At 54.6% G+C, this 24,885-nt stretch carries 13 protein-coding genes; all 13 read right to left on the reverse strand.

Going from position 1 to position 24,885, the window contains the following annotated elements; genetic code table 11:
• Positions 1 to 5: 5 nt before the first annotated feature.
• The 13 genes from ahpC to FQ179_RS13040 all read right to left on the reverse strand — a co-directional run bounded on the left by ahpC (position 6) and on the right by FQ179_RS13040 (position 24,802).
• Complete coding sequence (ahpC, locus tag FQ179_RS12980) at positions 6 to 569, reverse strand: alkyl hydroperoxide reductase subunit C (RefSeq protein ID WP_149397757.1); 564 nt, start codon at positions 567 to 569, stop codon at positions 6 to 8.
• A 449-nt stretch (positions 570 to 1,018) separates the two neighbouring features.
• A complete protein-coding gene (locus FQ179_RS12985) occupies positions 1,019 to 2,413 on the reverse strand; it encodes an MFS transporter (RefSeq protein WP_149397758.1) in 1,395 nt (464 codons plus the stop codon).
• 282 nt (positions 2,414 to 2,695) lie between these two features.
• Complete coding sequence (locus FQ179_RS12990) at positions 2,696 to 3,226, reverse strand: preprotein translocase subunit SecD (RefSeq protein WP_149397759.1); 531 nt, start codon at positions 3,224 to 3,226, stop codon at positions 2,696 to 2,698.
• Between the two features lie 40 nt (positions 3,227 to 3,266).
• Positions 3,267 to 4,049 carry an OmpA family protein gene (locus FQ179_RS12995; RefSeq protein ID WP_149397760.1) on the reverse strand — a complete coding sequence of 261 codons (783 nt, stop codon included), beginning with the start codon at positions 4,047 to 4,049 and terminating at the stop codon, positions 3,267 to 3,269.
• Between the two features lie 77 nt (positions 4,050 to 4,126).
• Positions 4,127 to 14,815, reverse strand: coding sequence for a YadA-like family protein (locus tag FQ179_RS13000; RefSeq protein WP_149397761.1), 10,689 nt, complete (start codon positions 14,813 to 14,815; stop codon positions 4,127 to 4,129).
• Positions 14,816 to 15,120: 305 nt separating this feature from the next.
• Positions 15,121 to 15,531 carry an AraC family transcriptional regulator gene (locus tag FQ179_RS13005; RefSeq protein ID WP_149397762.1) on the reverse strand — a complete coding sequence of 137 codons (411 nt, stop codon included), beginning with the start codon at positions 15,529 to 15,531 and terminating at the stop codon, positions 15,121 to 15,123.
• Positions 15,532 to 15,784: 253 nt separating this feature from the next.
• Positions 15,785 to 16,705: a response regulator gene (locus FQ179_RS13010; protein ID WP_149397763.1), complete on the reverse strand. Its 921-nt coding sequence runs from the start codon at positions 16,703 to 16,705 to the stop codon at positions 15,785 to 15,787.
• A gap of 146 nt (positions 16,706 to 16,851) precedes the next feature.
• On the reverse strand, positions 16,852 to 17,658 hold the full coding sequence (locus FQ179_RS13015; RefSeq protein ID WP_149397764.1) for a sulfite exporter TauE/SafE family protein: 807 nt from the start codon (positions 17,656 to 17,658) through the stop codon (positions 16,852 to 16,854).
• Positions 17,659 to 18,028: 370 nt separating this feature from the next.
• Positions 18,029 to 19,480: an NADP-dependent succinate-semialdehyde dehydrogenase gene (gene gabD / locus FQ179_RS13020; protein ID WP_149397765.1), complete on the reverse strand. Its 1,452-nt coding sequence runs from the start codon at positions 19,478 to 19,480 to the stop codon at positions 18,029 to 18,031.
• Between the two features lie 199 nt (positions 19,481 to 19,679).
• Positions 19,680 to 20,576 (reverse strand): spermidine synthase, encoded by an 897-nt coding sequence (locus tag FQ179_RS13025; protein ID WP_149397766.1) that lies wholly within the window; start codon positions 20,574 to 20,576, stop codon positions 19,680 to 19,682.
• 284 nt (positions 20,577 to 20,860) lie between these two features.
• Positions 20,861 to 21,091 carry a glutaredoxin domain-containing protein gene (locus tag FQ179_RS13030; protein ID WP_149397767.1) on the reverse strand — a complete coding sequence of 77 codons (231 nt, stop codon included), beginning with the start codon at positions 21,089 to 21,091 and terminating at the stop codon, positions 20,861 to 20,863.
• A 39-nt stretch (positions 21,092 to 21,130) separates the two neighbouring features.
• Positions 21,131 to 22,246: a ribonucleotide-diphosphate reductase subunit beta gene (locus FQ179_RS13035; RefSeq protein WP_149397768.1), complete on the reverse strand. Its 1,116-nt coding sequence runs from the start codon at positions 22,244 to 22,246 to the stop codon at positions 21,131 to 21,133.
• Positions 22,247 to 22,348: 102 nt separating this feature from the next.
• Complete coding sequence (locus FQ179_RS13040) at positions 22,349 to 24,802, reverse strand: ribonucleoside-diphosphate reductase subunit alpha (RefSeq protein WP_149397769.1); 2,454 nt, start codon at positions 24,800 to 24,802, stop codon at positions 22,349 to 22,351.
• Positions 24,803 to 24,885 lie beyond the last annotated feature (83 nt).

A 24,885-nucleotide genomic window follows, 5' to 3' on the forward strand; every position in this document is an offset into this window, starting at 1 on the left:
CAAAATTAGATTTTGCCAACCAGATCAAGCGAGGGGGTCAGCGTTTTGGCGCCTTCTTCCCATTTGGCGGGGCACACTTCGCCGGGGTGAGCGGCAATGTACTGTGCAGCCTTTACTTTGCGCAGCAGTTCGGAAGCAACGCGGCCAATGCCGTTATCGTGAACTTCCATTACCTTGATTTCGCCTTCAGGGTTGATGACGAAAGTACCGCGCAGTGCAATGCCTTCTTCTTCGATAAGCACTTCGAAGTTGCGCGACAGTTGCTGGGTTGGGTCAGCAATCATGGGGTACTGCACCTTGCCGATGGCTTCGGATGTGTCGTGCCATGCTTTGTGCGAAAAGTGAGTGTCAGTGGAGATGCTGTACACCTCGACGCCCATTTTCTGGAATTGTTCGTAGTTTTCAGCCAGATCTTCGAGCTCAGTTGGGCAAACAAACGTAAAGTCTGCAGGGTAGAAAACAAAGACCGACCATTTACCGGCGATGCTTTCATTGCTGACTTCTACAAACTTGCCATTGTGAAATGCAGTAGCTTTAAAAGGTTTGATTGTGGTGTTGACCAGAGACATGAAGTTTCCTTTTTGAGAGTTGAACAAAAGAGCATGGAACCAGTATAGGGACAGCCCAGTCATTTGTAAAATTGATTAATTTTATCATCGTAATAGCTAAACACTATTGATATTACGCAATAAAACGAGGCGCGGCCTCGTCTGCCTGGATTATACGTCGTCACCTCGATCCAGTTCAAGGGGGGATACCTTGCGCGCTGGCTGAGCGGTACGGCAGCAACCCCGCATACGCCATGTGCACCCGTTTAGCATATGGCGATGGCATTACTTTGCAGACGATGCTCTGAGTGATCACCCCGCCAGTGTTTCACCCAGCAGCACCTGCGGTTGTCCGGCCAGTGCGCGCGCCAGCTCCATCAGGCGCCGCTGCCTTGCATCATTCCTTGACCATTGCGGGTGTCCTCAAGACCTGCCCGACATTTACAACGAAACACAAACAGGCTTTGTAACTAGGCGTCAATCGCCGCACTGCGCGCCTTGACCAGCTCGGCGCGGCCGGCACCCCAGCCATTGAAGGCAGCGGCCAGACCCAGCGCTCCAAACAGCCACGCTGAAGCCTCATACCCGCCTGACAGACTGTGCAGCACGCCAACCAGCAGCGGGCCCACGGCAGCCAGCACATAGCCCACACCTTGCGCCATGCCCGAAAGATGAGCCGCTACGTGTGAATCAGAAGCGCGCAGCACGATAACCGTCATGGCCATGGCAAACAAACCACCCTGCCCTATGCCTTGCAGCAATGCCCAGAACCATAGCGTCGACACGGGGGCAAACAGCAACATAATCAGTGACAGAGATGCCACCAGCGCCAACAACGCATTGGTCAGGCGTTGGTCGCGAAAACGCACTGCCAGCGGTGGCATGAGCAGACAGGTTGCTACCTGCACCATGACCGACATGGACAGCATGAACCCGGCGTCAATGCCATCCAACCCCCTGCTGCGTAGAATCGGCGCCATCCAGCCCAGCACGCAGTAAGCCAGAGCCGATTGCAGCCCCATAAAAAACGTAACCTGCCAGGCCAAAGGGTCTCGCGTCAGGCCACTGACTGTGCGTCGGCTATGCCGGGGAATGACTGTGGCACGCAGCGCCTGGGGTGCCCAGACAAGCAATACGATGGCAGCCGGAACAGCCCAGACGGCGAGGCCAGCTTCCCAAGAATTACCAAAAAAATGAGCAAACGGTAGCGTAAAGGCCGCCGCCGCTGCGGCGCCCCCGCAAAGCGCCATGGTGTAAACCCCTGTCATAAGTGCCGCGCGATGCGGGAAATCGCGCTTGACCACGCTGGGCAACAAGACATTGCCGGTAGCGATGGCGGCCCCGGCCAGGGCTGAACCCAAGAACAGGGCATACATATCACCCATACCGCGCAAGGCGGTGCCGGCCACAAGAAAAAGCAGAGCCAGCAACAGACTGCGCTCGGGCCCTATCCGTTGAGAAAGCCGTGGCGCCAATGGCGCAAAGATTCCCAGACAAAGAACAGGCAAGGTCGTGAGATAACCAGCGCTGGCCGCTGACAGTGACGTGCGATCGATGAGATCAGGCAAAAGTACGGAGAGACTGGAAAACAAGGGGCGCAGATTGAAAGCAATCAGCATGAGGCTGATACCAAGAAGGATCTGACCGCCAGGGCCTCGGCTTACTGCTGTACCCAAGACGGCGCCTTTGCGCTCATCGACTTCGGCCTCAATGGCTCCGCCTGCACCCTGCTCTGCGACGAACCCACCATCGATTTCTGCTACAGGTTGGACTCCGGCTTCAGTGGCAGCGTCGACACTACGCACGGCGTTGGCAGCGGCGGCAGAGCTGGGGTGGTGGCCGTTGCTGGATTCAGAAGGGTTCATGCGTCGGGTTGCTTTGATCAGGATGTGGATATCTGATCATACTGCGTTGCGATGCCACAAAAACCCTTGACCCCGTGCGACCGTGTTGCCTCGGCAGGTTGAGAGAGGTACGCCCAGGAGCAGGTACCAGCTTTCGCTGATACCTCACTTTACACAATGTCTGTTGTTGCTAGTGCTACGGCAACATGATTCAGAGCCCTGCATTTAGTGCATGTATTTTTAACAAGCAGTGAGCGTCTGAATTTACTGCATGTTTCTTCTACATGTCCTGGGTGCCTGAATTTACTGCGTGTTGCTGCCTGGGCCAGCGACGGCACGTGCAATCGCCATGGCCTGCTCACTGCTGGCAACCGATACAACCATCGCCCCCTGCGTCAGCGGTTCGCTAATACGAGGTACTGCCACCAGGTTATCTGCAATGGTCACCACCATTAACTTGCCCTGATAACGACGGCTCAACTCGGAGAGCTTGCGGGCGCCTTCCTGATTAAACCCAAAGCGCACAAGGGCCTGGCCTTGCTTGGTCTGTAGCGGTTCGACACTAGCCAGATCTGCCCGGCTTAATACGGGTTGAGGCAAGACCCACAGCGAACCATCAGACAACTGCAATTCGCTCAGCCCCTCGGCCGATTCGGTTTGCGCCAGGCGAAAGAACACTTGCGTTGCCTGCGCCTGCTGCGAGGCAGCGGGCTGTGCGGCCGCTACGGTGGCGTTATTGGCAGCGGCGGCCTTTTGTGCAGGCGCCGTTGTTTCGCAGCCAGCCAGCAAAACGGCAGTTGCGATCAGTGCTGGAAAGAATAAAGTGCGTTTCATATGACTCTCTCTAAATAGGAGTAATTGATTCCAGGGGTGCTTAACGGCGCGCTGTAGCGGTGATGTCGACGCGGCGGTTAGGTTGCAGGCAGGCGATCAACTCGGCACGCGGGCCTTCGTTGCAGTGCACGACGGGCTGAGTCTCACCTGCGCCGCGGGCCGTGATCACGTTGGCTGGCACACCGTTGCCCACCAGCGATTCGCGCACCGCTTGTGCACGGCGCTGCGACAGCACCATATTGCTAGTGTCGCTGCCGATGTAGTCGGTGTGACCCACAACCTCAACTGACGACTTGCCAGCGTTGCCCAGCGCCGTTGCTACACGCGCCACCTCGTTCTGACCGGCGGCGGTGAGCGTAGCGCTACCGAATGCAAACAGCACATCACCGTTCAGTGAGAAGGTTTGAGGTTCTGGCTGCCCACCTCCAAGAATCGAGGCGCAGGACTCGGGCTGCCAGAAAAAGCTCTGTGCACGTTTGTCGTTGTCAAAAAGAATTTTGTACTGACACGTGACGTCGCCTTGTGGGGTTCTGAAGTGAAACAGGTAGTCCCACTCGCGCACACCGACCAGGCCTTCTGCAAAATGCGGGCGTCCAAGAAGGTTATACAACTGGTCTTTGGTCATGCCGGGCGCGACAAGGCGCAGGCTATCAAGTGTGGGATATGAACCCACATCGAAGCTGGCCTTTGTCGCATCAGGCCAGACGGGATTGTCGGTCGTGCCGTGTTCGCTGACTTTGCTCAGGCTGCCGCATGCAGCAAGGGTTAGAACGAGCAGTACACCACTCGTACGACGTGTGAAGGTTTTCAGTGATTTGAACATTTGATTTTTTTCCTAGGGTTGCCAACCCCGCCGGCACGCGACCGGCGGGGTGCTCACAGAGTGTTAGGGACGCACGCTTACCACTGGTAGCCCACGCCGACCGAGCCGCCGTAGTCACCACGTGATGAGCTGGTGGCGCTGCCCTTGACGACCCACTTACCGTTGTCAGACACCGTCGACAGACCCATGGCGTAGCCAGTTTCACCGCGCCACGTGCCGCCCGCCACACTGAACATGCTCTTGCCTGGCAGATAAGCCTGAGGCAGGCCTGCCGTAGCCAGAGCCGCCGCAATACCAGCGCTTGCGCGGTTATCTACTTGGTTGACCTTGCCACTCAGGTTGTCGACCCTGCTGTTCAGGTCGCCTGTAGCCTTGTTCAACTGGCTGACGTTGACCGCATCCTGGTCGTCCACCCCGGCGGCAAGATTGGTGATGCGTTTGTCATGCATATCAATGCCGCCCTTGTTGATGGTCGGGCCGTCCTTGATGGCCACTTCCTCGGCAGTTACCTTGGTTGCGGTCACTGACTTGACGGTGATGTCATCGGCAGTGGAAACGATGATGTTCAACCCATCATTTGTAATCTTGATGTTCTGCCCATCTTTGAAGTTGACGGTCTTGCCCGGTGCAACCTTGCTGGCGTCGCCACCGTTGGTCTGCACGTTCCAGCCGGCATTGGCTACATTGCTGACATTTTCGAGATCGGTATTCAGCCCAACGAGTGCGTCGTTGACGTTGTTATAACTGTTACCGCCCACGTTCAGCTCAGTCACCAGCTTGCCACCCACGAACTTCGAATTGCCGCCCAGCGAACCGGCCACTTGCTCACCCATGTCATGCAACTGGCTACCGTTAATGGCCTCCGTACTGTTCTTGGACACTTCGCCCTGAGCCAGATTGGAGATGGTCGTACCACCGGTTTTGCCACCGTCCATCGACTTGGTGCCTTCTAGCGTGATCTGGTTTTTCGGATCACCTGCCTTGCCGTCATACTTCACGGCGCGATCACCCAAGTTGTCCACGTTCTGCTGAACGTCCTTAAGCTGGCTAACGTTGACGGCATCGGTCAGGGCCGTGCCAGCCGCAACGTTGGTGATCTTGTGGCCACCGGCATTAATGCCGCTGATCGACGAGATGATCACGCTGCCTGCTGTCAGGCCCTGGTTGGTCAGAGAGATCGGGCCATTAGGACCGCCGGCAATGGTAATGCCCTCGGTGTTCATGACCGTATTGCCCGTGGTGACCTGGTCGATGCTGATTTCACGCGCCAGATTGAACAAGACTTTATTCGGATCGGTCGCATCTTTCTCGATCACAATGTTCTTGTCGGTATTGGCCAGATCAACTGTGCCACCCGGAGCAACATTGCTTTCGTTTTTGCCATCAGCCTTCAGATTCCAGCCTCGGTTAGCCACTTCGGAAACATCATCCAGCTGGCCGACGTTGACGGCGTCCGTTTTGTCGGTACCGGCGGCAACATTGGTTACCTTGTTGCCGCCCATGTTGATGGTGGCACCGTGCTTGATCATCAGGCTTTTGTTAACCGTCAGATCGTTGGTAACGACGGCCTTGAACTCAGGCGCTTCAGCCATCTGGATGTTGATCGCCCCCGTTACCGGGTCGGTCACCGTCTTGAGGTTGGCACCGCTGTAGGCACCTGCCGTCGTCGCTTCGCCCTGAATGGCAAGCGTGGAGCCCAGGTCGCGATGAACATCAGCGCCTTCGTTGCCTGCAAAATTCAGACCTTTGGTCGTCACTGCGTCATCCAGCTCACCAAGCTGCTCGTACACCACCACGTCGCCGTTGTTTTCAGCTTTGGCCACGTTGGTGATCTTGTTGCCACCCATGTTGATGGTGGTGCCGCCAGCCACGTTGATTGCGCCAGGCGTTACGTAGAACGTATCGCCCAGGTTGGTGTCGCCTTTGACCGTCAGGTTCTTGCTGATGTTGACGGTTCCCAACTCAAGACTGTCAGCCAAGGCAAACTTGATGTCGTGATCGGTGGCCAGCTTCTCGATGACCATATTGCCGTCTGTGGATAAAAGATCAACCTTGCCATCTGGTTTAACGTTGCTGCTGTTGGCCCCAGAAGCCGAAACATGCCAGCCCTTGTTTGCTGTTTCGTCGACTTTGGTGAGCTGGTTGACGTTAACGGCATCCGTGCCCGCTACGCCTGGCGCAACGTTGGTGATGACTTTATTTCCTGCGTTGATGCCTGCCAAAGTGATGCTCGGGCCACCCAGTAGCGTCAAGCCAGTGCCGTTGATCAGCGTATCGCCCATCTGCACACTGCCTGCAACGCCCAGATCCAGGTTTTTCGACAGTGCAATGCTCAGACCATCTGGGTTGGTTGTGGTGGAGATATTGCTGTCTGCGCCCGTGATGGCAACCGTTTCGCCCAGCTTGCGATTCAGATCGGCACCCGCATCAGCCTTGAACGTTAGCGGCTTGTTCGCCAGCGTGTTGAGCTGACTTACGTTGACCGCGTCTGTATCGGCCGTACCCGCATCCACACCATGGACTTTGTTGCCGCCCATGTTGATGTCGGTGTTAGGGCTGACGATCAGCTCTTTGCTGATATGCGCACCGCCACTCAACGAAGCCAGACCAGTGACGTTAAGCGCACCGCCTACGTTGGCGTTGTTGGTGACCGTCAGGTTGTTGGCAATGGTGACGTTGTCCGCCAGACCAAAACGTACCTGGTGCGGATCGGTAGCCGGGCCTTTGCTGACAACAATGTTGTTGTCGGTGGCGTTGGTCAGATCAACCTTGTCGGAAGGCTTGACGTTGGTCGAATCCGCACCATTGGCTGTCAGATGCCAGCCTGCGTTGGCTACATCAGACACATCATCTAATTGCCCCAGGTTAACGGCGTCCGTCTTGTCGGTACCGGCTGCAACATTAGTTACTTTGTTGCCGCCCATGTTGATCGTGGCACCGTTCTTGACTGTCAAGTTTTGGTTGACTGTCAGACCTTCGGTGGTAACCGCATCGAACACAGGTGCCTTAGCCATCCGGATATTGATCGCACCTGTTGCTGGATCAGTCACCGTCTTGATGTTGGCCCCGCTGTAGCCACCTGCTGTCGAAGCTACACCTTTAATGGCAAGCGTGGTACCCAGATCGCGATGCACATCAGCACCTTTGTTACCGGCAAAGTTCATCCCTTTTTTCGTCAGCGTGTCGTCCAGCTCACCAAGCTGTTCGTAGACCACAACCTCACCGTTGTTCTCGGCTTTGGCCACGTTGGTGATCTTGTTGCCACCCATGTTGATGGTGGTAGCAGGTGCCACATTGATTGCGCCAGGCGTCACGTAGAACGTATCGCCCAGGTTGGTGTCGCCTTTAACTGTCAGGTTTTTGTTGACATTGACGGTACCCAAATTCAGGTCATCAGCCAGCGCAAACTTGATGTCGTTATCAGTGGCCACCTTCGTAATGACGATGTTGCCGTCTGTCGGCGACAAGTCAACCTTGCCATCAGGCTTAACGTTGCTGCTGTTGGCGCCCGTAGCCGTCAAATGCCAGCCTTTGTTTGCCGTTTCGTCGACTTTTTTGAGCTGACCGAAGTTGACCGCGTCCAACTTGTTAGTACCCGCTTTGACATTGGTGATCTTGTTGCCACCCATGTCGATTTTGGCACCCTTCTTGACTGTCAGATTTTGGTTAACTGTCAGATCTTCGGTGGTAACCGCATCGAACACAGGGGCCTTGGCCATCAGAATGTTGATCGCACCTGATGCCGGGTCGGTCACCGTTCTGATATTGGCACCCGTGTAGGCACCCGCTGTCGAAGCTACACCTTTAATGGCAAGCGTGGTACCCAGATCGCGATGCACATCGGCACCTCTGTTACCGGAAAAGTTCATGCCTTTTTTCGTCAGCGTGTCGTCCAGCTCACCAAGCTGCTCGTAGACCACAACTTCGCCGTTGTTCTCGGCTTTGGCCACGTTGGTGATCTTGTTGCCACCCATGTTGATGGTGGTAGCAGGTGCCACATTGATCGCGCCAGGCGTCACGTAGAACGTATCGCCCAGGTTGGTGTCGCCCTTGACCGTCAGGTTTTTGTTGACATTGACGGTACCCAGATTCAGGTCGTCAGCCAGCGCAAACTTGATGTCGTTATCAGTGGCCACCTTCGTAATGACGATATTGCCGTCTGTGGGGGACAGGTCTACCTTGCCATCAGGCTTGACGTTACTGCTGTTGGCGCCCGTAGCCGTCAGATGCCAGCCTTTATTGGCTGTCGCGTCGACGTCCTTGAGCTGGTTGACGTTAACGCCGTCAGTGCCCGCTACGCCTGGCGCAACGTTGCTGATGACTTTACCGCCCGCGTTCACACCTCCTGTCAACGTGACACTCGGCCCGCCTGCAATGGTCAACCCATTGTTATCGACCAGCGTATTGCCCATCTGCACGCTGCCCGTTGGCCCAAGATTCAGATTTTTCGCCAGTGCAATGTTCACGCCATCTGGCGTGGTAGCCGTGGAGATATTGCTGTCTGCACCCTTGATGGCAACTGTTTCGCCCAGCTTACGGTCGAGATCAGCCCCTGCATCAGCCTTGAATGTCAGCGGTTTGTTGGCCAGCGTATTGAGTTGGCTTACGTTGACCCCGTCAGTGTCGGCAGTACCTGCAGCCACGCCATGGACTTTGTTGCCACCCATGTTGATGTCGGTGTTAGGGCTAACGATTAGCTTTTCGCTGATGGTTGCCCCGCCCGCAAGATGGCTCGCTCCGGCCACACTCATGGCGCCCGCAATGCTTGCGCTGCCACCGATTGAGGTGTTACCGCCAATCGTTGCATTGCCGGCAACTTCCGAGTTGCCGCCCACTTTCAGGTTATTGGCAATGGTGACGTTATCTGCCAAGCCAAAGCGCACCTGGTGGGGGTTGGTCTCCGTACCCTTGCTGACAACAATGTTGTTGTCGGTGGCGTTGGTGAGGTCAACCGTCTCGGTAGGCTTCACGTTAGTGGACGATGCGCCATTGGCGGTCAGATGCCAGCCTGCGTTGGCCACATCCGATACATCATCCAATTGCCCCAGGTTGACGGCGTCTGTCTTGTCGGTGCCGGCTGCAACATTGGTGATCTTGTTGTGGCCCATGTTGATGGTGGCACCGTTCTTAACTGACAGGTTGTTGTTGACCGTCAGGTCGTTGGTGGTGACAGCCTTGAACTCAGGTGCTTCAGCCATCTGGATGTTGATCGCTCCATTGGCTGGGTCAGTTACCGTCTTGAGGTTAGCACCGCTGTATGTGTCCGCTGTAGTGGCATCACCCTTGATGGCAAGCGTGGTACCCAGATCACGATGAACATCGACACCTGTGTTACCGGCAAAATCCAGACCCTTGGTCGTCAGGGCCGTATCCTGATTTTTGAGCTGGCTTACGTTAACCGCGTCAGTATCGGCAACGCCTGCAGTCACGTTAGTGATCTTTTTATCGCCGGCGTTAATACCCGTTGCCGCCGACACGACTACCGTGCCCGCTTTCAGGCCATCATTGGTCAAGGTGATAGGACCGTTGGCACCGCCATTAACCGTAATACCACCGGTGTTCATCACCGTATTGCCTGTGGTCACTGAAGTGACAGCCAAATCCGGGTTCAACTTAACCTGGAGTGCAGCATCATCGTCTGCACCAGTTTGGGCGATTGTGACGTTGCTGTCACCACGGAAATCAACTTTGCCATTGGGGCCGATGTTGTTCGTCGTGGTACCGCTATTGGAACTTACATTCCAGCCCGCGTTGGCTACATCAGAGACATTATCCAATTGCCCCACGTTAACGGCGTCTGTCTTGTCGGTACCGGCGGCGACATTGGTAATCTTGTTGCCACCCATGTTAATGGTGGCACCGTTTTTGACCGACAGGTTGTTGTTAACCGTCAGATCGTTGGTGGTGACAGCCTTGAACTCAGGTGCTTCAGCCATCTGGATGTTGATGGCACCGTTGGCTGGGTCAGTCACGGTCTTGAGGTTAGCACCGCTGTACGTGCTCGCTGTGGTGGCATCACCCTTGATGGCAAGCTTGGTACCCAGATCACGATGAACATCGGCACCTGTGTTACCGGAAAAATCCAGACCCTTGGTCGTCAGGGCCGTATCCTGATCTGTGAGCTGGCTCACGTTGACCGCGTCGGTCGGAGCTGTACCTGCAGTCACGTTGGTGATTTTCTTATCACCCGCGTGAATTCCGCCCACCGTTACGCTTGGCCCGCCCGTAATGGTCAGCCCTGCGTTATTGACCAGGGTATTGCCCATGGTCACACTGCCCGCAGGCCCAAGCTTCAAGTCTTTCGCCAGAGCAATATCCACACCCTCTGGCGTGGTGGTCGTGGAGATATTGCTGTCTGCACCATTGATGGCAACCGAGTCACCAAGCCTGCGTTCGAGATCAGCCCCCGCGTCAGCCTTGAACGTCAGCGGTTTGTTGGCCAGCGTGTTGAGCTGACTTACGTTGACCCCATCAGTGTCGGCAGTACCCGCCGCCACATTGGTGATCTTGTTGCCGCCGAAGTTCACATTGGTATTCGGGTTGACCGTCAGGCTATTGCTGATGGTTGCGCCGCCGTTCATATTGGTCATGCCGGCGATAGTGGTGTCACCACCTACCGTCAGATCATTTTTCACCTTCACGTCATCGGCCAGGTTAAACTGAACATTCCCACCTGCCTGGGCAATCTTAATATTGCCATCGGTATTCGCCAGGTCAACCTTGCCACCAGGCGCCACATTGCTAGCGACCCCGTTGTTGGTGGAAAGATCCCAGCCCTTGTTGGCCACGTCGCTCACTTCAGTCAGCTGATCAACGTTGACCGCGTCCGTGCCGTCTGTGCCCTTGGCAAGGTTGGTGATCTTTTTGCCGCCCATGTTGATGCCGGTGTTGTTGATTACCGGACCACCGTTATTGATGCTCAGGCTGTCAGCCGTCAGGTTTTTGGCCAGCAAAATTTCCATATCGCCCGCCGCATTGACCTGCGTGCGAATGTTGTCCGACGAGGCAGCGGCGGTGTTGGCCAGCGATCCGCGTATGATCTGAGTTTCGCCCAACTTGCGGTCGACGCTGCCCGCGTTACCGGCAAACGTGATGGGTGTGTTCTTCACCGTGTTGAGCTGGCTTACATTGACCGCGTCAGTGTCGGCAGTACCCGCCGCCACATTGGTGATCTTGTTGCCGCCGAAGTTCACATTGGTATTCGGGTTAACCGACAGACTGTTGCTGATGGTTGCACCGCCGTTCAGTTTGGTCATGCCGGCGATGGTGGTGTTGCCAGTAATAGCCGTGTCACCACCTACCGTCAGATCATTTTTTACCTTCACGTCATCGGCCAGATTGAACTGAACATTCCCACCTGCCTGGGCAATCTTAATATTGCCATCGGTATTCGCCAGGTCAACATCGCCACCAGGCGCTACAGTGCTAGCGACTCCGCTGTTGGTGGAAAGATTCCAGCCTTGCGCTGCGTACTGGATGGCGTCGTGAACATTGTCTTCACCGGTGTTACCAATATTGGTCATGGTCAGGCTGCCGTTCGGGGTCAGCTTCGCGTTGCCACCCAAAATCCCTTTCGTTGTATTGGCAACATTCCCCAGCACGGAATTTGTGGCGTAAAGCTGACTACCATTTATGGCATCGGTACTTGTGCCGCTGATCCTGCCAGCAGCAACATTGGTGATGGTGCGTTTCTCGCCTGCCGTTCCAACACTGACCGTAGCAATGGGCGCAGTACCTGCGAAGTTGCCATAGGTTAGATTGTTAAGGGTTGCATTTGTAGTGCCTACTGGACCATCTGTTGCAGCACCGTCACCCAGAGCGACCGAACGTCCATTTTCTGCAGTTGCGCCCCGCCCGATTGCAACCGCACCGGCGGCAGTGCTATGTGCACCTGCACCCATCGCAACAGCGTCGGCAGCGGTGCTCTGTGCCCCTGTACCCATCGCCATAGCACTGGCAGCGGTACTCTGTGCGCCTGTACCCATCGCAATAGCTTGCTGCCCCAGAGCAAGGGCACTACTGCCTTGTGCAATTGACTCCACTCCGCTGGCTTGAGCCTTGTACCCAAGAGCTTGAGCAAAATTAGCAGTCGCTCTGGCTTCTCTGCCTGTAGCTATGCTGCTATTCATCTCAGCGACCGAATCCGACCCAATCGCAATGGAATCACGATTACTGCCCAGATCACCCACGTTAGGGTTCTCCTGACCTGACCGGGCCTTGGCCCCCAACGCGATACCACGTTCCGCGTAACTGCCTGCACCCGTGCCACTTGCTTGCGAATCTACACCCGCCCCACGCGCACCAGTACCGAATGCCATCGCATTCGCTGCTGTCGCATGTGCCGCACTACCTTGCGCAATACCTCTGTCAGCATTAACAACGGAATCTTTTCCGATGACGATACCTTCAACCGCCGTCGAGGAAGACTGAGTACCGATAACAATGGAGTTTTTAACCGATGGACCGTTGTCCTGACGGTCTGTATACGAGTCTCTACCAATAACGATGGAATTTTCATCGCGACTTATCACATGTGTGCCGATAGCTACGCCGCTTTCGTGGCGCGCTTCTGACTGCGAATTACCGACCGTGGTGGAGTTCTTACCCAGCCCTTTGATATTGTGGCCAAGCACCACAGCAGAATCACCTTCAGCGCCAGCCATATGCCCGATAGCAATTGCGTCGCGATTCTTCGTGGTTGCGTCTGGGCCTATAGCGATCGAGTCAGTCGCGACCGCGCCATTGTTGTTTTTGTTGCCCTTGTCTGTGCCGCCATCGTTGATGCTGACATATTGCTGCATATTCTGATCGATTTGAGTCTGCAGGTTATTGATTACACCCCCGGCAAAATCAATATCGCTCAGATCGATTCCCGACACCGCTTGTTGCAACTGTCGAACGTTTACCGCATCCGTTTCATTTGCGCCATCTTCTACATTGACAATACGCCGCGTAAACTCGCCTCCTGCGGCGCTACTACCTACAGAAACGGCACTGCCCGAAAACGGACGATTGGTGAACTTACTGCTTCCGGAGACGTCAGCCTGACTGGCCCGAGAGTTCAAACCTAAAGCTACGTAACCGCTATCCGCATGGGCGTTAGGGCCAACTGCAGTTCCTGTTCCTAGCGCCGTTGTCTGACGCCCCAATGCAACCCCCGTATTACCGGCGGAAGCCAAATACCCAATCGCGACGCCTTCGGTCTCCGACTTGGAATCTTCCCCGATACTGACAGCTCGGTTCGCTGTGCGACCGGTATTCGCATTAGTGCCGATACTGACGTTTGCGTCGCCGTCTACGCCGACACCAGCCTTGCGTCCAAAAGCAATATTTTCGTTGCCCTCAACGCCATTGCCAGCCTGGTCGCCCATCGCGACGTTAAACTGGCCATCGACATGTTGTCCTGACTGAGCACCAATGGCAATATTGTGCGACCGATCATTTGGAAGGTTGGGGTTCGTGCTCAGACCTGCGGCGCTACCGATTGAAATATTATTCTCAGCCGCTGCTACCGCCCCCTTACCCATGGCAATTCCGTTGGCACCACTTGCTGTTGCGCTTGTTCCAAACGCAAGGGTGTTACCACCCGAAGCACTTGCTTGATGACCAATAGCTGTACTGCCTGCACCGCTACTTACACTGTCTTTCCCAATAGCGATCGCAGCAACCGGGTCGCTGCCGCTTGTTGGCGTTAACGCTTTAGCGCCATCACCCACTGCAACCGAGCTCGCGCCTTCGGCGATGGCCCCTGCACCAATGGCTGCAGCATTACCACCGCTGGCTTTGGCGCCAGTGCCTGCGGCCAATGCCCCTGTAGCGCTAGCATCAGAATCAGCCCCCACTGCCACCGCATTGTTAGCGCCAGTGCGTGCATTGTGACCGGCCGCAAAACTACTAGTGCCACCCGACACGGAGTCAGGACCGATCGCGATGGAATCCACACCCGTCGCGTGAGCATCAGGCTTGGTGGAATTGGCACGGAAATACTTGATGCCTTTGCCTTCTTCATTCAGCAAGTGATAAACCTGCCCCGCATTTATGGCGTCAGTGCTTCCGGCGGCAACGTTTCCGTTGCCCACGTTGGTGATCTGATTACCGGCTACGTCAAGGCCGCCATTCAGTGTCGTCTGGCCCGTAACACTAAGTGGGCCGCCTACCGTTGTGGCTCCCATACTCGTCACGGTATTAGCCGTCACTGCACCCAATGCTGAAGATCCGTTGACGGTTAACCCAGCAAGTGTCGTAGCACCAGTGACATTGAGCCCGGCCAATTGTGTAGTACCACCCGTGACGGTCAGCCCCGACAATGTGGTTGTGCCCGCAGTCAGCGCACCCAGCGTACTTTGCCCCGCAACACTCAAGGTCCCAGCAAGCGTCGTAGCACCGGTAACACCCAGGTTCTGGGCCGTGACAGACTGCAACGAAGTTGCTCCTGCAACCGTGAGCTTCTTCTTTACATCCAGATCATCTTCCAACGTGGACTTACCATCGACGGTCAGATCACCACCAACGTCGGCATCACCCGTTACTGCCAAGCTGCTACCCGTCAATGCCTGCGCAAAAGCCACCTGCCCACTACCTAGCAGGCCAGCTCCCATTAGAGCGAGCGCACACAACGTAAGTGTCCATGCGCCCGCAGGTGCGGCGCCTCTGGCGCCAGTGCCTACTGAAGAGCCCGATCGCTTGCCGCGTGACTTGGCAATCTCTGGAACTGCAACATAAGTTCCCGTTTGTTCATTCCATAACGTTCTGTAAATTCGATTCACAATACTCTCCGTCCGTGCAAAAGTGAGCCCTGCCGACGTCACGTACCAGGTGATCAAATTCGGTATGGGCAGCTGTTCAAGGTTTTGTTACCAATCGTGGTGCTTTGGTGACACTTTGCGCGATATTGAGAGGTGTGACTTTTGATTTCTGCGCAAAAACTTTTGTTTCTTCGTTAATCTTTTGTGACAAACGTCAAGAATCGACAAAGAATGTAAATCAGCAGGCGGAGCGTGAATTCATAAGAAAAGGACGCGAAAAGCGTCCTTTGGCTGCTACCGATTTCCGGTCATTCAGGTAAAAGCATTCAAAACATATCACCCTGTATAACGTGGATAATCTCGTGATAAGGGCTCTGTCGAAATGACCATGGGTTCACCCCCACGTAGTCATGAAACGCGACAGCAAACTCAGAGGTATGCTCAAAACCTACCGCTGCAGAAATCTCATTTAAGGTGAGCGAACTTTGAACTAAAAGCCGCTGAGCCGCAAGAAAGCGCGTTTCAGCCAGTAATGAGGCGACGTTTTTCCCGCACACTTTTTGTACGGCACAATCGAGAAGCGCTGGATCTGTGCGCAGCAAAGCTGCCAGATCCGACAGGGATTGAAGCTTTCCGTAGTGCTGCTCAATACAGTTACGGGCATATCTTGCAAGCAACAAATCGCCTTTGGAATTGTGGTTGGCGCTGTTAGTTGTAGTTGTTTCTTGTGTAGTCATTTTTATTCTTAATCACAGCACGCCGCGGACAGATAAATCGATCCTTTTTATGTTTCACAATGATGCACTTAAGCCAGACATATTCAGATCGAAAGCTCGTCACACTAAATTCTCAAATTGATTCTATTTGATACATATTGAGCTATTGCCTGGGCATCTTCTTTTGAAAACAGCACGAATTCTTTTGATTTCGGCGTTTTGAGCTTACGTCTGTCAAATTTATTCAAATCTCTTCAGCTACTGTGCAGTCACGCTATGTTCCACTCAGCTTTGCTGTTTTGCGAAACTCAGACGGAGACTTTCCGGCATATTCTCTGAATGCCGTAGAAAAATTCGCCGCACTTGACACCCCGATCTCGTCAGCAATGGCCACCATACTCAACGACGAATTCAACAGTAAGTGTTCTGCGTGCAACATGCGTCGCTGACGGATATAGTCGGCCATGGTCATATTCAGGCGCAGCTCAAAAGCCCGCAACAAACGGCGCTCTGAAACGCCCAGTTGTTTGGCTATGTCGGGCGACCGAGGTGGATCAATGAGCTGTTCGTGAATAATCTGGGTGGCTGCACGCAGCAGAACACGGTCGCGTTCAAGGTTTATGGCGTCTTGCGCTGATTTAAACCCACCGGCCTTGCCACCGGTGGCTGCAGCAAGCTGGCTCTCAGTCAAGATCGAATCCGCTTCTGCGATGTCTGTAAACGCAGGCAAGCTGCCACCATCCTGGCTGTTCGTTGCATCATTTGGGTCGGCTAGCCCACCGGAAGCGCGGCTGACCGCCGCACGTTGCGCCAGATCTAAGTGGATCTTGACACGCTCCGTCACTTCCTCCGCCTGATAAGGCTTGACGATGTAATCGACAGCGCCACTGCGTAAACCGAGCAATCTCTGCTCCAGTTCGACACTCGAAGTCAGAATAAGTATCGGAATGTGCTGCGTTTTAGGGTCTGCCTTTAAAAGTCGGGCAACGGCAAAGCCGTCCATTTTAGGCATACGAATGTCGAGCAAAATCAAGTCGGGCAGGCTTGCCTGAGCGCGTGCATACCCCTGTGCGCCGTCGAAGGCCACGCTAATGCGGTAGTCATTCTGGCGTAGCATTTCTACCAGAATTCGAAGCTGCTCGGGGTTGTCATCAACTGCCAGAATATGGGCGCGAGACCGATTTTGTACATTCATAGACAATAAATACCTTTGGTAACGTTTGCCACGTTACTAGCACCTATCTAGTTCGTCTATGTTTAAGGCTGAACTTTTCCAATTGTTGACATATAGCGTTGTATTTAGACTTTTAACGGTCATTAAAACTGTCTAACCATTGTTTTTCAGATACCGGCTGCGGTTTTTACCAACACAGTTATGGCGACCAGTGCACAAACCGTAGCAAAACCTAGTTGCAGTAATCGCGGCGAAAGACGGGGCGACGCCACTCTGCCGACCAACATGCCGACCAGGGCAAAAACAACAAAGGCAGTCATGTTTGCGGGCCATTGAAACTGTGTGGACAACAGGGCGTTGCCGACGGTAGCACCTGAAATAAGTGCGATAACCATGAGCGACGTAGCAACGACACTGTGTATGCCAACATTACTGAATTTTTGCAGGGCGGGCACGATGATGAAGCCTCCACCCACGCCCAGCATGCCGGTAAACAGCCCTGAGGTCGCGCCAATTGCGCCGATCGTGGCCGCAACGCGCGGGCTCCAGACAAAGCGTCCTGTTTCAGGCGAAACCATACAGGGCTTGATTGGGTTTTCGGTGACTATTGTGGAGCTTCGCGGTAGGGCCTTTTGGTAGCTTCTAAACGACACGAAGGCCATGATGCATGCAAACATGACCATGAGCCATGCAGAGGGCAGGTGTCTGGCAATCATTACACCTAAGGGTGCCGTTACGGCCCCCATGCTGGACATGAGTGCGGCAGCCTTGTACCGAACCCAGCCTCTGCGCAAGCCGTCGATAGCGCCCAAAATACCCGCCAGGCTCACCGCGACCAAGGTGACCGGTGCAGCCACCTTGATGTCGGTGCCAAGCACAAGCACGAGCGCAGGCACGGCAAGTATGCCGCCCCCCGCGCCGGTGAGCCCCATGATGAGCCCCACCACCATGCCCAATATGCTTTCGATAATCATGCATTGATTATATAAGCAGAAACGATATGCTTATTTCCGTAAGAAATAAAGAGCATTGAGGGAACGGCTAGAACTCATGATCCATACTCAAAAAAGCCACATCTTATAGACTGTCAGCGTGAGGTTTTTAAAGAGGAGGTAGCCGGCCTTCAGTGGCAGGCAGAAGCACGTATGCATATGCAGACGCATCGAGGTTTTGGCCCCCCGTCTCAGCCATGACTTGCCGCTTGCTGGCAGCGTAAAAGAAAACCCACCGCGCTCAGAAACCATGGTTTCAGGCCATTGCGGTGGGTTTGTGCTGCCCGTGGCAAAACTGCCCCGCCTTAAACTGCGGGGCCAGTCTCACACTGGTTTGTGGGCTAACCGCGCCTTAAAGCCCTATGCACAGATACTTGACCACAAGATAGTCGTCCAGCCCGTACTTGGAGCCTTCACGCCCCAGGCCAGATTGCTTCACGCCGCCAAAAGGTGCAGCTTCATTGGACACGATGCCGGTATTAATGCCGACCATGCCGTATTCAAGCGCCTCGCCCACGCGCCAGACTCGGCCGATGTCGCGACTGTAGAAGTACGCAGCCAGACCAAACTCGGTGTCATTGGCGAGTTTGATGACTTCTTCGTCTGTTTTGAAGCGGAACAGGGGTGCCAGCGGGCCAAAGGTTTCTTCTTTGGCTACTTTCATGGCTGGCGTGATGTCAGTCATGATGGTCGGCTCGAAAAAAGTACCGCCCAAGGCATGAGCCTTGCCGCCTGTAAGCACTTTTCCGCCTTTTTCCAGCGCATCAGCGATGTGCTCTTCGATTTTACGCACGGCATTTTCGTCAATAAGAGGGCCTTGTGTAACGCCTTCTTCGAGCCCGTTGCCAATCTTTAGCTTGCTGACGGCCGCAACCAGCTTTTGCGCAAAAGCATCGTACACCGCTTCGTGAACATAGATTCGGTTGGCACAAACACATGTTTGCCCGGTATTGCGGTACTTGCTCGCCATGGCCCCTTCGATCGCGGCATCTAGGTCAGCATCATCAAAAACGATAAAGGGCGCATTGCCCCCGAGCTCCATAGACACTTTCTTAATGGTGCTGGCGGTTTGCTCCATGAGTTTTCGACCCACTTCAGTGGACCCGGTAAACGTCATTTTGCGCACAATAGGGTTGCTGGTCATTTCGCCGCCAATCGCGCTGGCCGACCCGGTCAAAATGGAGAAAACGCCAGGTGGCACGCCCGCCTCTTCGGCAAGCACGGCCAATGCCAACGCAGAGTATGGCGTTGCTGTTGCTGGCTTGACCACGAAGGGGCAGCCTGCCCCTAATGCTGCGCCCGCTTTGCGGGTAATCATGGATGAGGGGAAGTTCCAGGGGGTAATGGCGGCGCATACGCCTATAGGCTCTTTGATCACGACCACACGGCGGTCGGGCGATGGGCCCGGAATGGTATCACCGTAAGCGCGTTTGCCCTCTTCGCCATACCATTCAAAATAGGAGGCCCCATAGGCGATCTCGCCCTTGGATTCAGCCAGTGGCTTGCCCTGCTCGACCGTCATGATGGTGGCAAGGTCGTCGGCATTGGCCATCATCAGGTCAAACCAGCGGCGCAATATGTTTGCACGCTCTTTGGCCGTTTTGCTGCGCCAGCCTGCCCAGGCTGCATCGGCCGCCTCAATGGCACGCCGGGTTTCGGTTGCACCCATTTTGGGTATGGTGCCTATGACTTCACCCGTGGCGGGGTTAGTTACGTTTATGGTTTCGCCACTGTCTGCGTCGCACCATTTGCCATTGATATAGCACTGTTGCCGAAATAAACCCGGGTTTTTCAAATTAAGCATTTTGCCCTCCTCTCTGATTGTGCAATGACTGTTCTGATTTGCGTATAGAGCAAGCCTCAGCGCCATACAAGCAAAGCTTAACTGTACGCTTTTTTCAAATAACTTACCTATGGTGGCACCGTGTTCCGCCTGTGGCACGGCCGTTCTGCCCGCAAACGAAAAACCTGCCTGCTAGTACTGCGCACGACATCAGTGCGTATCACGCCCCGTCGATCAAGACGGCGGCATCCTCACTCCAGTCGCGAGCTCGTGAAAACCGCTTGAGCCCGGTGTTCACGTTTATGCCGAAAGGTGCCAGCGTCTCTGCCAAATGACCCGCGTTGCGAGCAAGGGACTGATCGTCAGGCAGATCCCCCCGGGTGGCGATGATCACGCGATTGCCTTCGCGCAGGTTAAAGAAATTACCGAATACAGCCGCATAGGTCGCAGACTCTTGCTCGTACATGTGGCTATTGGTAAAGGTGTTGGCCACCAGAACACCATCCGGACTGAGGATAGTGCGCACCACATGCAGGAACTCAACCGTAAGCAGGTGGGCTGGAATGTAATCCACGTCAAATGCGTCCAGCATCACCATGTCGTACTTGCGGCCTTCCCGGCTGGCACGCTCCACAAAATCGCGGCCATCCTCGATAAAGACACGTTGTTGTGGGCCCTGCTCGTACCCGAAAAAGCGTTCTGCCACGCGGACGACGGCGGGATCAATTTCAACGGAGTCAATAATCGCGTCTGGAAGTATTTTGGCAAAGGCACGCGGGATGGTCGCCCCGCCAAGACCCACAATTAATATGTTCTGCGGGTTTGGCCTCACAAATAAAGCGGTGGTCATCATGCGCGTATAGGCGAACACCATTTTATCGGGGTCAGCCAGGTCAAAACAGGTTTGACGACCATCGTCTTGTGTCTGCTCGAAGTTCATGCATCGTTCCCCGTCTTCCTCAAAGACCAGAACGGCCGCAAAGTCAGACGGCTCGACATGAATGACATGCGTGTCCGGGCCGGTAAACAGGGCATAAGTAATGAGTACAGGTGCCAAAACGGCCAGAACGCCGCCGAACACGGCGATGAATGGTAGTTGGCGACGGGAAAGTTGCATGAAGGTGGAAGCCCTGGTTGACGAGACGGCGGACGTGGCAGATAACGCCGAGCGAGATCATCCGCCACTACATTGAACAACTGCAAACCCCGCGCTGACCGCACCCAAAGGGTACCGTGCTGTGCTGCGCTGTGCCGTGCTGCGAGACTGATACTGCCATTAAATTGCAACACCCTGCGAGGCTTTATACCTGCAGGGTGTGTTTAGGCTTTTGACACGGAGTCAGCCTGTCGCTTTATATCTCGATGGGCCGTCATGGTAGCGGCCCAATTAAAACGATACTGTCAGGCGTAAGAGACGAGGCCTTTGATCTTGGCGGCATCGTAGCCCGACCATGTGTCCTGATCGGTCTCGACGACTGGCGCGCTGCGAAAGCCCAGGCTGCTCAGACGCTCGAGGTGGTCTTGCTGCTGCGTGATGTCGATGGTTTCATATTCGATTCCCAGAATATCCATGTCACGCTTGGTGAGATCGCATTGTGGGCAGTTGGGTTTGGAGTAGACGGTTACAGCCATGGTGAAGTCCTTGTTTTAGTTTATGGGGGCCGACAGGGTTTAGAAATCTACTTCGAAGACTTGGTCCTGATCGTCGCGCCGCATGACGCCGACTTTGTACTGGGCTGTGTCCTCTTCCTGGTTGGATGCCTGGATTTTGCTCATGTTCAACCAGCTTTCCATGTATTTCAGGGGGTTCTCTTCGATGATGGGAAAGGGCATCTCGTCCTCAATGCCAAAGAACCGAGCTACGTCAGTAGAGCTGAAATGTACCCAGTCTTTCATCATCTGGCAGGTCACGCCGGTAAGCTCACGGCCTTCAGAGAAGGCGTAATCTGTCCATTCGATTTCGCTGGCAGTTACCTCGGAGACCATGGCGATGATCTTTTCGCGGCATTGTTCGAAGGCAGTGCGACCGCGTTCGGTCTTGAACATGGCACGCAGAACCTCTTTGCCGTACTGCACATGAATCTCGAACTCATCCTGGGCAATTTTTTGAACGGCTTTGCCGATAGGCTGGAATAGACCCGTACCGTCGCAGATGCCGAAGGTTACGGCAAACGATGCCATAAACTGTATACGCTCCATGCACAGCAAGCCAACGATAAACATGTAGACATCGTTGTAGGTTTCTTGATTGTTTTCGCGCTTACCGCGCGCATAATCGTAGCTGGTTTCGAAGGCCTTGTTAAAGACGTTGCTCACCACATGAAGCCGGCTCATGGCCTCTTTGACAGACAAAATCTCGCTGAGGATGTCGTCCGGGTTGTCAAAGCTGTTGCGCACGATCTCAGAATACGTCGCTGCATGGACGATCTCGTTTCTGGTAATTTCTACCCAGCCGGCCCAGCCTTCCGCACTGGTACAAACCGGTGCCAGCACGGCAGCAATTGAACGAGACGCAACGCTATCAGCTTCCCACTGCCAGGCTAGCGTTTTTACCATCATGTCATAGGTGTGCTTGTCGCAGGTTTTAAACTGCACATTGCACGTCGAATAGTCGAACTCGTTTTCATCCCAGTCTTGGTTCTTCAGCGTCTTGTAGAGCTTCCAGAGTTCTGGGTACGACTTGTTGATGGTGTCGAACAGGCCCAGGTCTTGTCCGAGAATGATTTCCGGAAACTCATAATCGGATTTTTCGGTATTGAAGATTTTGCTTGGTAGTGTGGTGGTCATGTAATTGTTCGTGTAAAAGCGATTAAATGTCTGCAAAGATGCGAATGCGATTGCCGCAACCGGGCCACCAAAAAAGGGGGCTGGCTGCGCTGCGGCGGGTCACTACATCGTGCAACCTTCGCACGCCGCGTCTTCCAGGTCTTGAAGACTGCCAGCATTGTCCAGGCCCTTATCGGACGCCACATTTGAGTTGTAGTAATAGCGGGTTTTCATCCCGTACTTCACCATTGCGAAGTAGTGGCTAAGCAACTCTTTACTGCCGATAAGGTCGTCGTCCTTGATCCGGCGCCACAAATCGGCGGAGATGGCCTGATCTGTAAACTTTTGAAATACCGCATAGGCCTTGATCATGTTTACCTCGGAGATGTCCCAGGCAGACTGATATTTCCAGTTGGCATCGTCGCTGTTGGGTGCAGCCCAGCGGATGGTGACGGAACCGTCTGTTTTGTTGAGCGTGGTGTCTCTGACGGGGTAGATGGAATTGGGCTTGCCCAACGCCTTGGAGGATGACTCACCTGGCATGTAGGCAACCAGGCAAGAATGCCCGATACCACCGTTCTGGATAATCTCGGTGCGCAGCGCTTCCCAGTCGTAGCGGTATTCGAAGTCACCCAACTCGTCTACGTTGCGATTGTATGTGTCGATAGGCAACCAGCCCTCGGGCCATTTGGTCTTGTGCATCCAGCGCGGCAAACCTCTTTCTTTGCTGATGCGCAACGAGGCCCGGATTGCATGATACATATGGCGCTCGGCAACCCGATGCAATTCTTCGCGGCCTTCTTTGGAGTCGTATGTCAGACCTTTTCTGGCCATATGCGCGGCCACGCCCATCAAGCCCACACCCGCGTTCATGCGCGCTTTGGCCGTAACGGCCACGTGCGGCAGCACATAGTGCGAATTATTGATGCAGTAATCGATCATTTTGAGTGACAGATACATGGCCTCTTGATACGCCTCGTCGTCATTTTCGTCGATGGAGTCATACGCCGTTGCGCCCAGGGAGCACAGCGCAATTTCAGGCTCTTTGTGCAACTCGACGATACGCACGACCTCATAGCTTGCCCCTTCAGACAATATGGTGTCACCTGCCTGAACTTCGCCGGCAAAAACCACACGGGGCAGCATTGAGCCGGGTACGGCGAGCGTTAGCGGTTCGTTGAAGTTAAACGTTTTGGTCGACGAGTCGGCCAGCTCGACCGTGACATAACCGACCTCGCTGTCTGAGTACAGGTCGCGCATATCTTGGTAAGGCCAGTTTGGCTCACTGATCTCCAGGCACAGGTTACTGGAGTGAATGGTTTCTTTGAACGGCGTATGACGGTTCATCTCATCAATACTGGCCAGGTAGGCGACCCCGGTTTCCAGTGCTTCATTCAGAGAGGTAAGGATCAGGTCACGTGGCTTGAAATATTCTTTCTTGAACGACGGATCTTGTTCCAGACGTTCGTATTCGCGCTTGAAGGCCGCCGTGTCAGCGCTGAAAAACAGCCGGGTCAGCTGGGGTGCCGTGCGCACGTTGAATGAAAAAGCACTTTCGTTGCGTGCAACTTTCTCGGCGAAGAACTTGTTGGTGACCAGGGCGTAATGCAGATCACGGTTTTTGCGGTCTTCGGTGCTGCGCGGGTTGCGCAAGTGGGCGATGATTTCGGCCTCGGGGTCGAAACCTGAGTAGTAAGTGGTGCACGCACCGCCCCGCCCTGCCTGCATGTTGGCATGTACCGCCTTGCCCAGGGAAGCCAGATAGGGCAGCTTGCCCTGATGCTGGATGAGGCCACCACGCACGGAATCGCCCTTGCTGCGGGTGATGAGGTGGCTGCCGATGCCGGCCGATGCAGCCGTCATGCGGTAAGCAATATGGTCACCAATGGCCAGAGATGCTTCGCTGTCATCGACAACGTACAGGCAACACGAGGCGAAACCACGCAGCTTGGTACCCAGGTTTACGTAGTTGGGCGTAGGGGCAGAGATGCGTTTGGCGGCGAATTCGTTATAAAAGCGCCGAACCAGCTCCATACGCTGCGCCTTGGGCTCCTTCTCGGACAGGGCCATGGCCATGCGCATGTAAACAAATTGCTGGGTTTCGTATTCTTGCCGGGTAACGCGGTTCTGCAGACTATATTTCTTACGAATATAGTGCAGGGAAAAATGCGGGGTGTCGTAATCTAGCTCATGGTTGATAAAGGATTGGACCAGATCGTATTCCGACTGGTCGTAATCCATGCGAACCATAACCTGGTCGGCAATCATTTTTTCGTGCAGCGCCTGAACGGTCGGGATCTCTGCACCATGAATGGTTTTGTGCAGGTGCGAGGCATAGAGCCTGCCTGCCATCAGGTAATAGCTCCAGGTGCCTTTATCGAGGCAATTCTGGATCAGTTTTTCTTGAAGGTCAGCGGTTTGGACCGTATCGGGCATGGTGCTGACGGCCTGGATTACAATGCTGCTCCAGTCGACTTTATTACCCAGGTTGGCTGCCGCCCAGCGGCCCCAGCCATTCAGTTTGCTGGGGATATAAGGTTCGATGCGTCCATCACGCTTGACGATATTTTTGATCACTGCTTATTACCTTGGTGTTTGTTTGTTGGTTGGTGGTTTGTTGGCGTATTTATTGGTTTATTGACTTGCTGTTAGCCTATTTG

The organism is Pusillimonas sp. ANT_WB101, from assembly GCF_008369125.1.
Classification (GTDB): domain Bacteria; phylum Pseudomonadota; class Gammaproteobacteria; order Burkholderiales; family Burkholderiaceae_B; genus Allopusillimonas.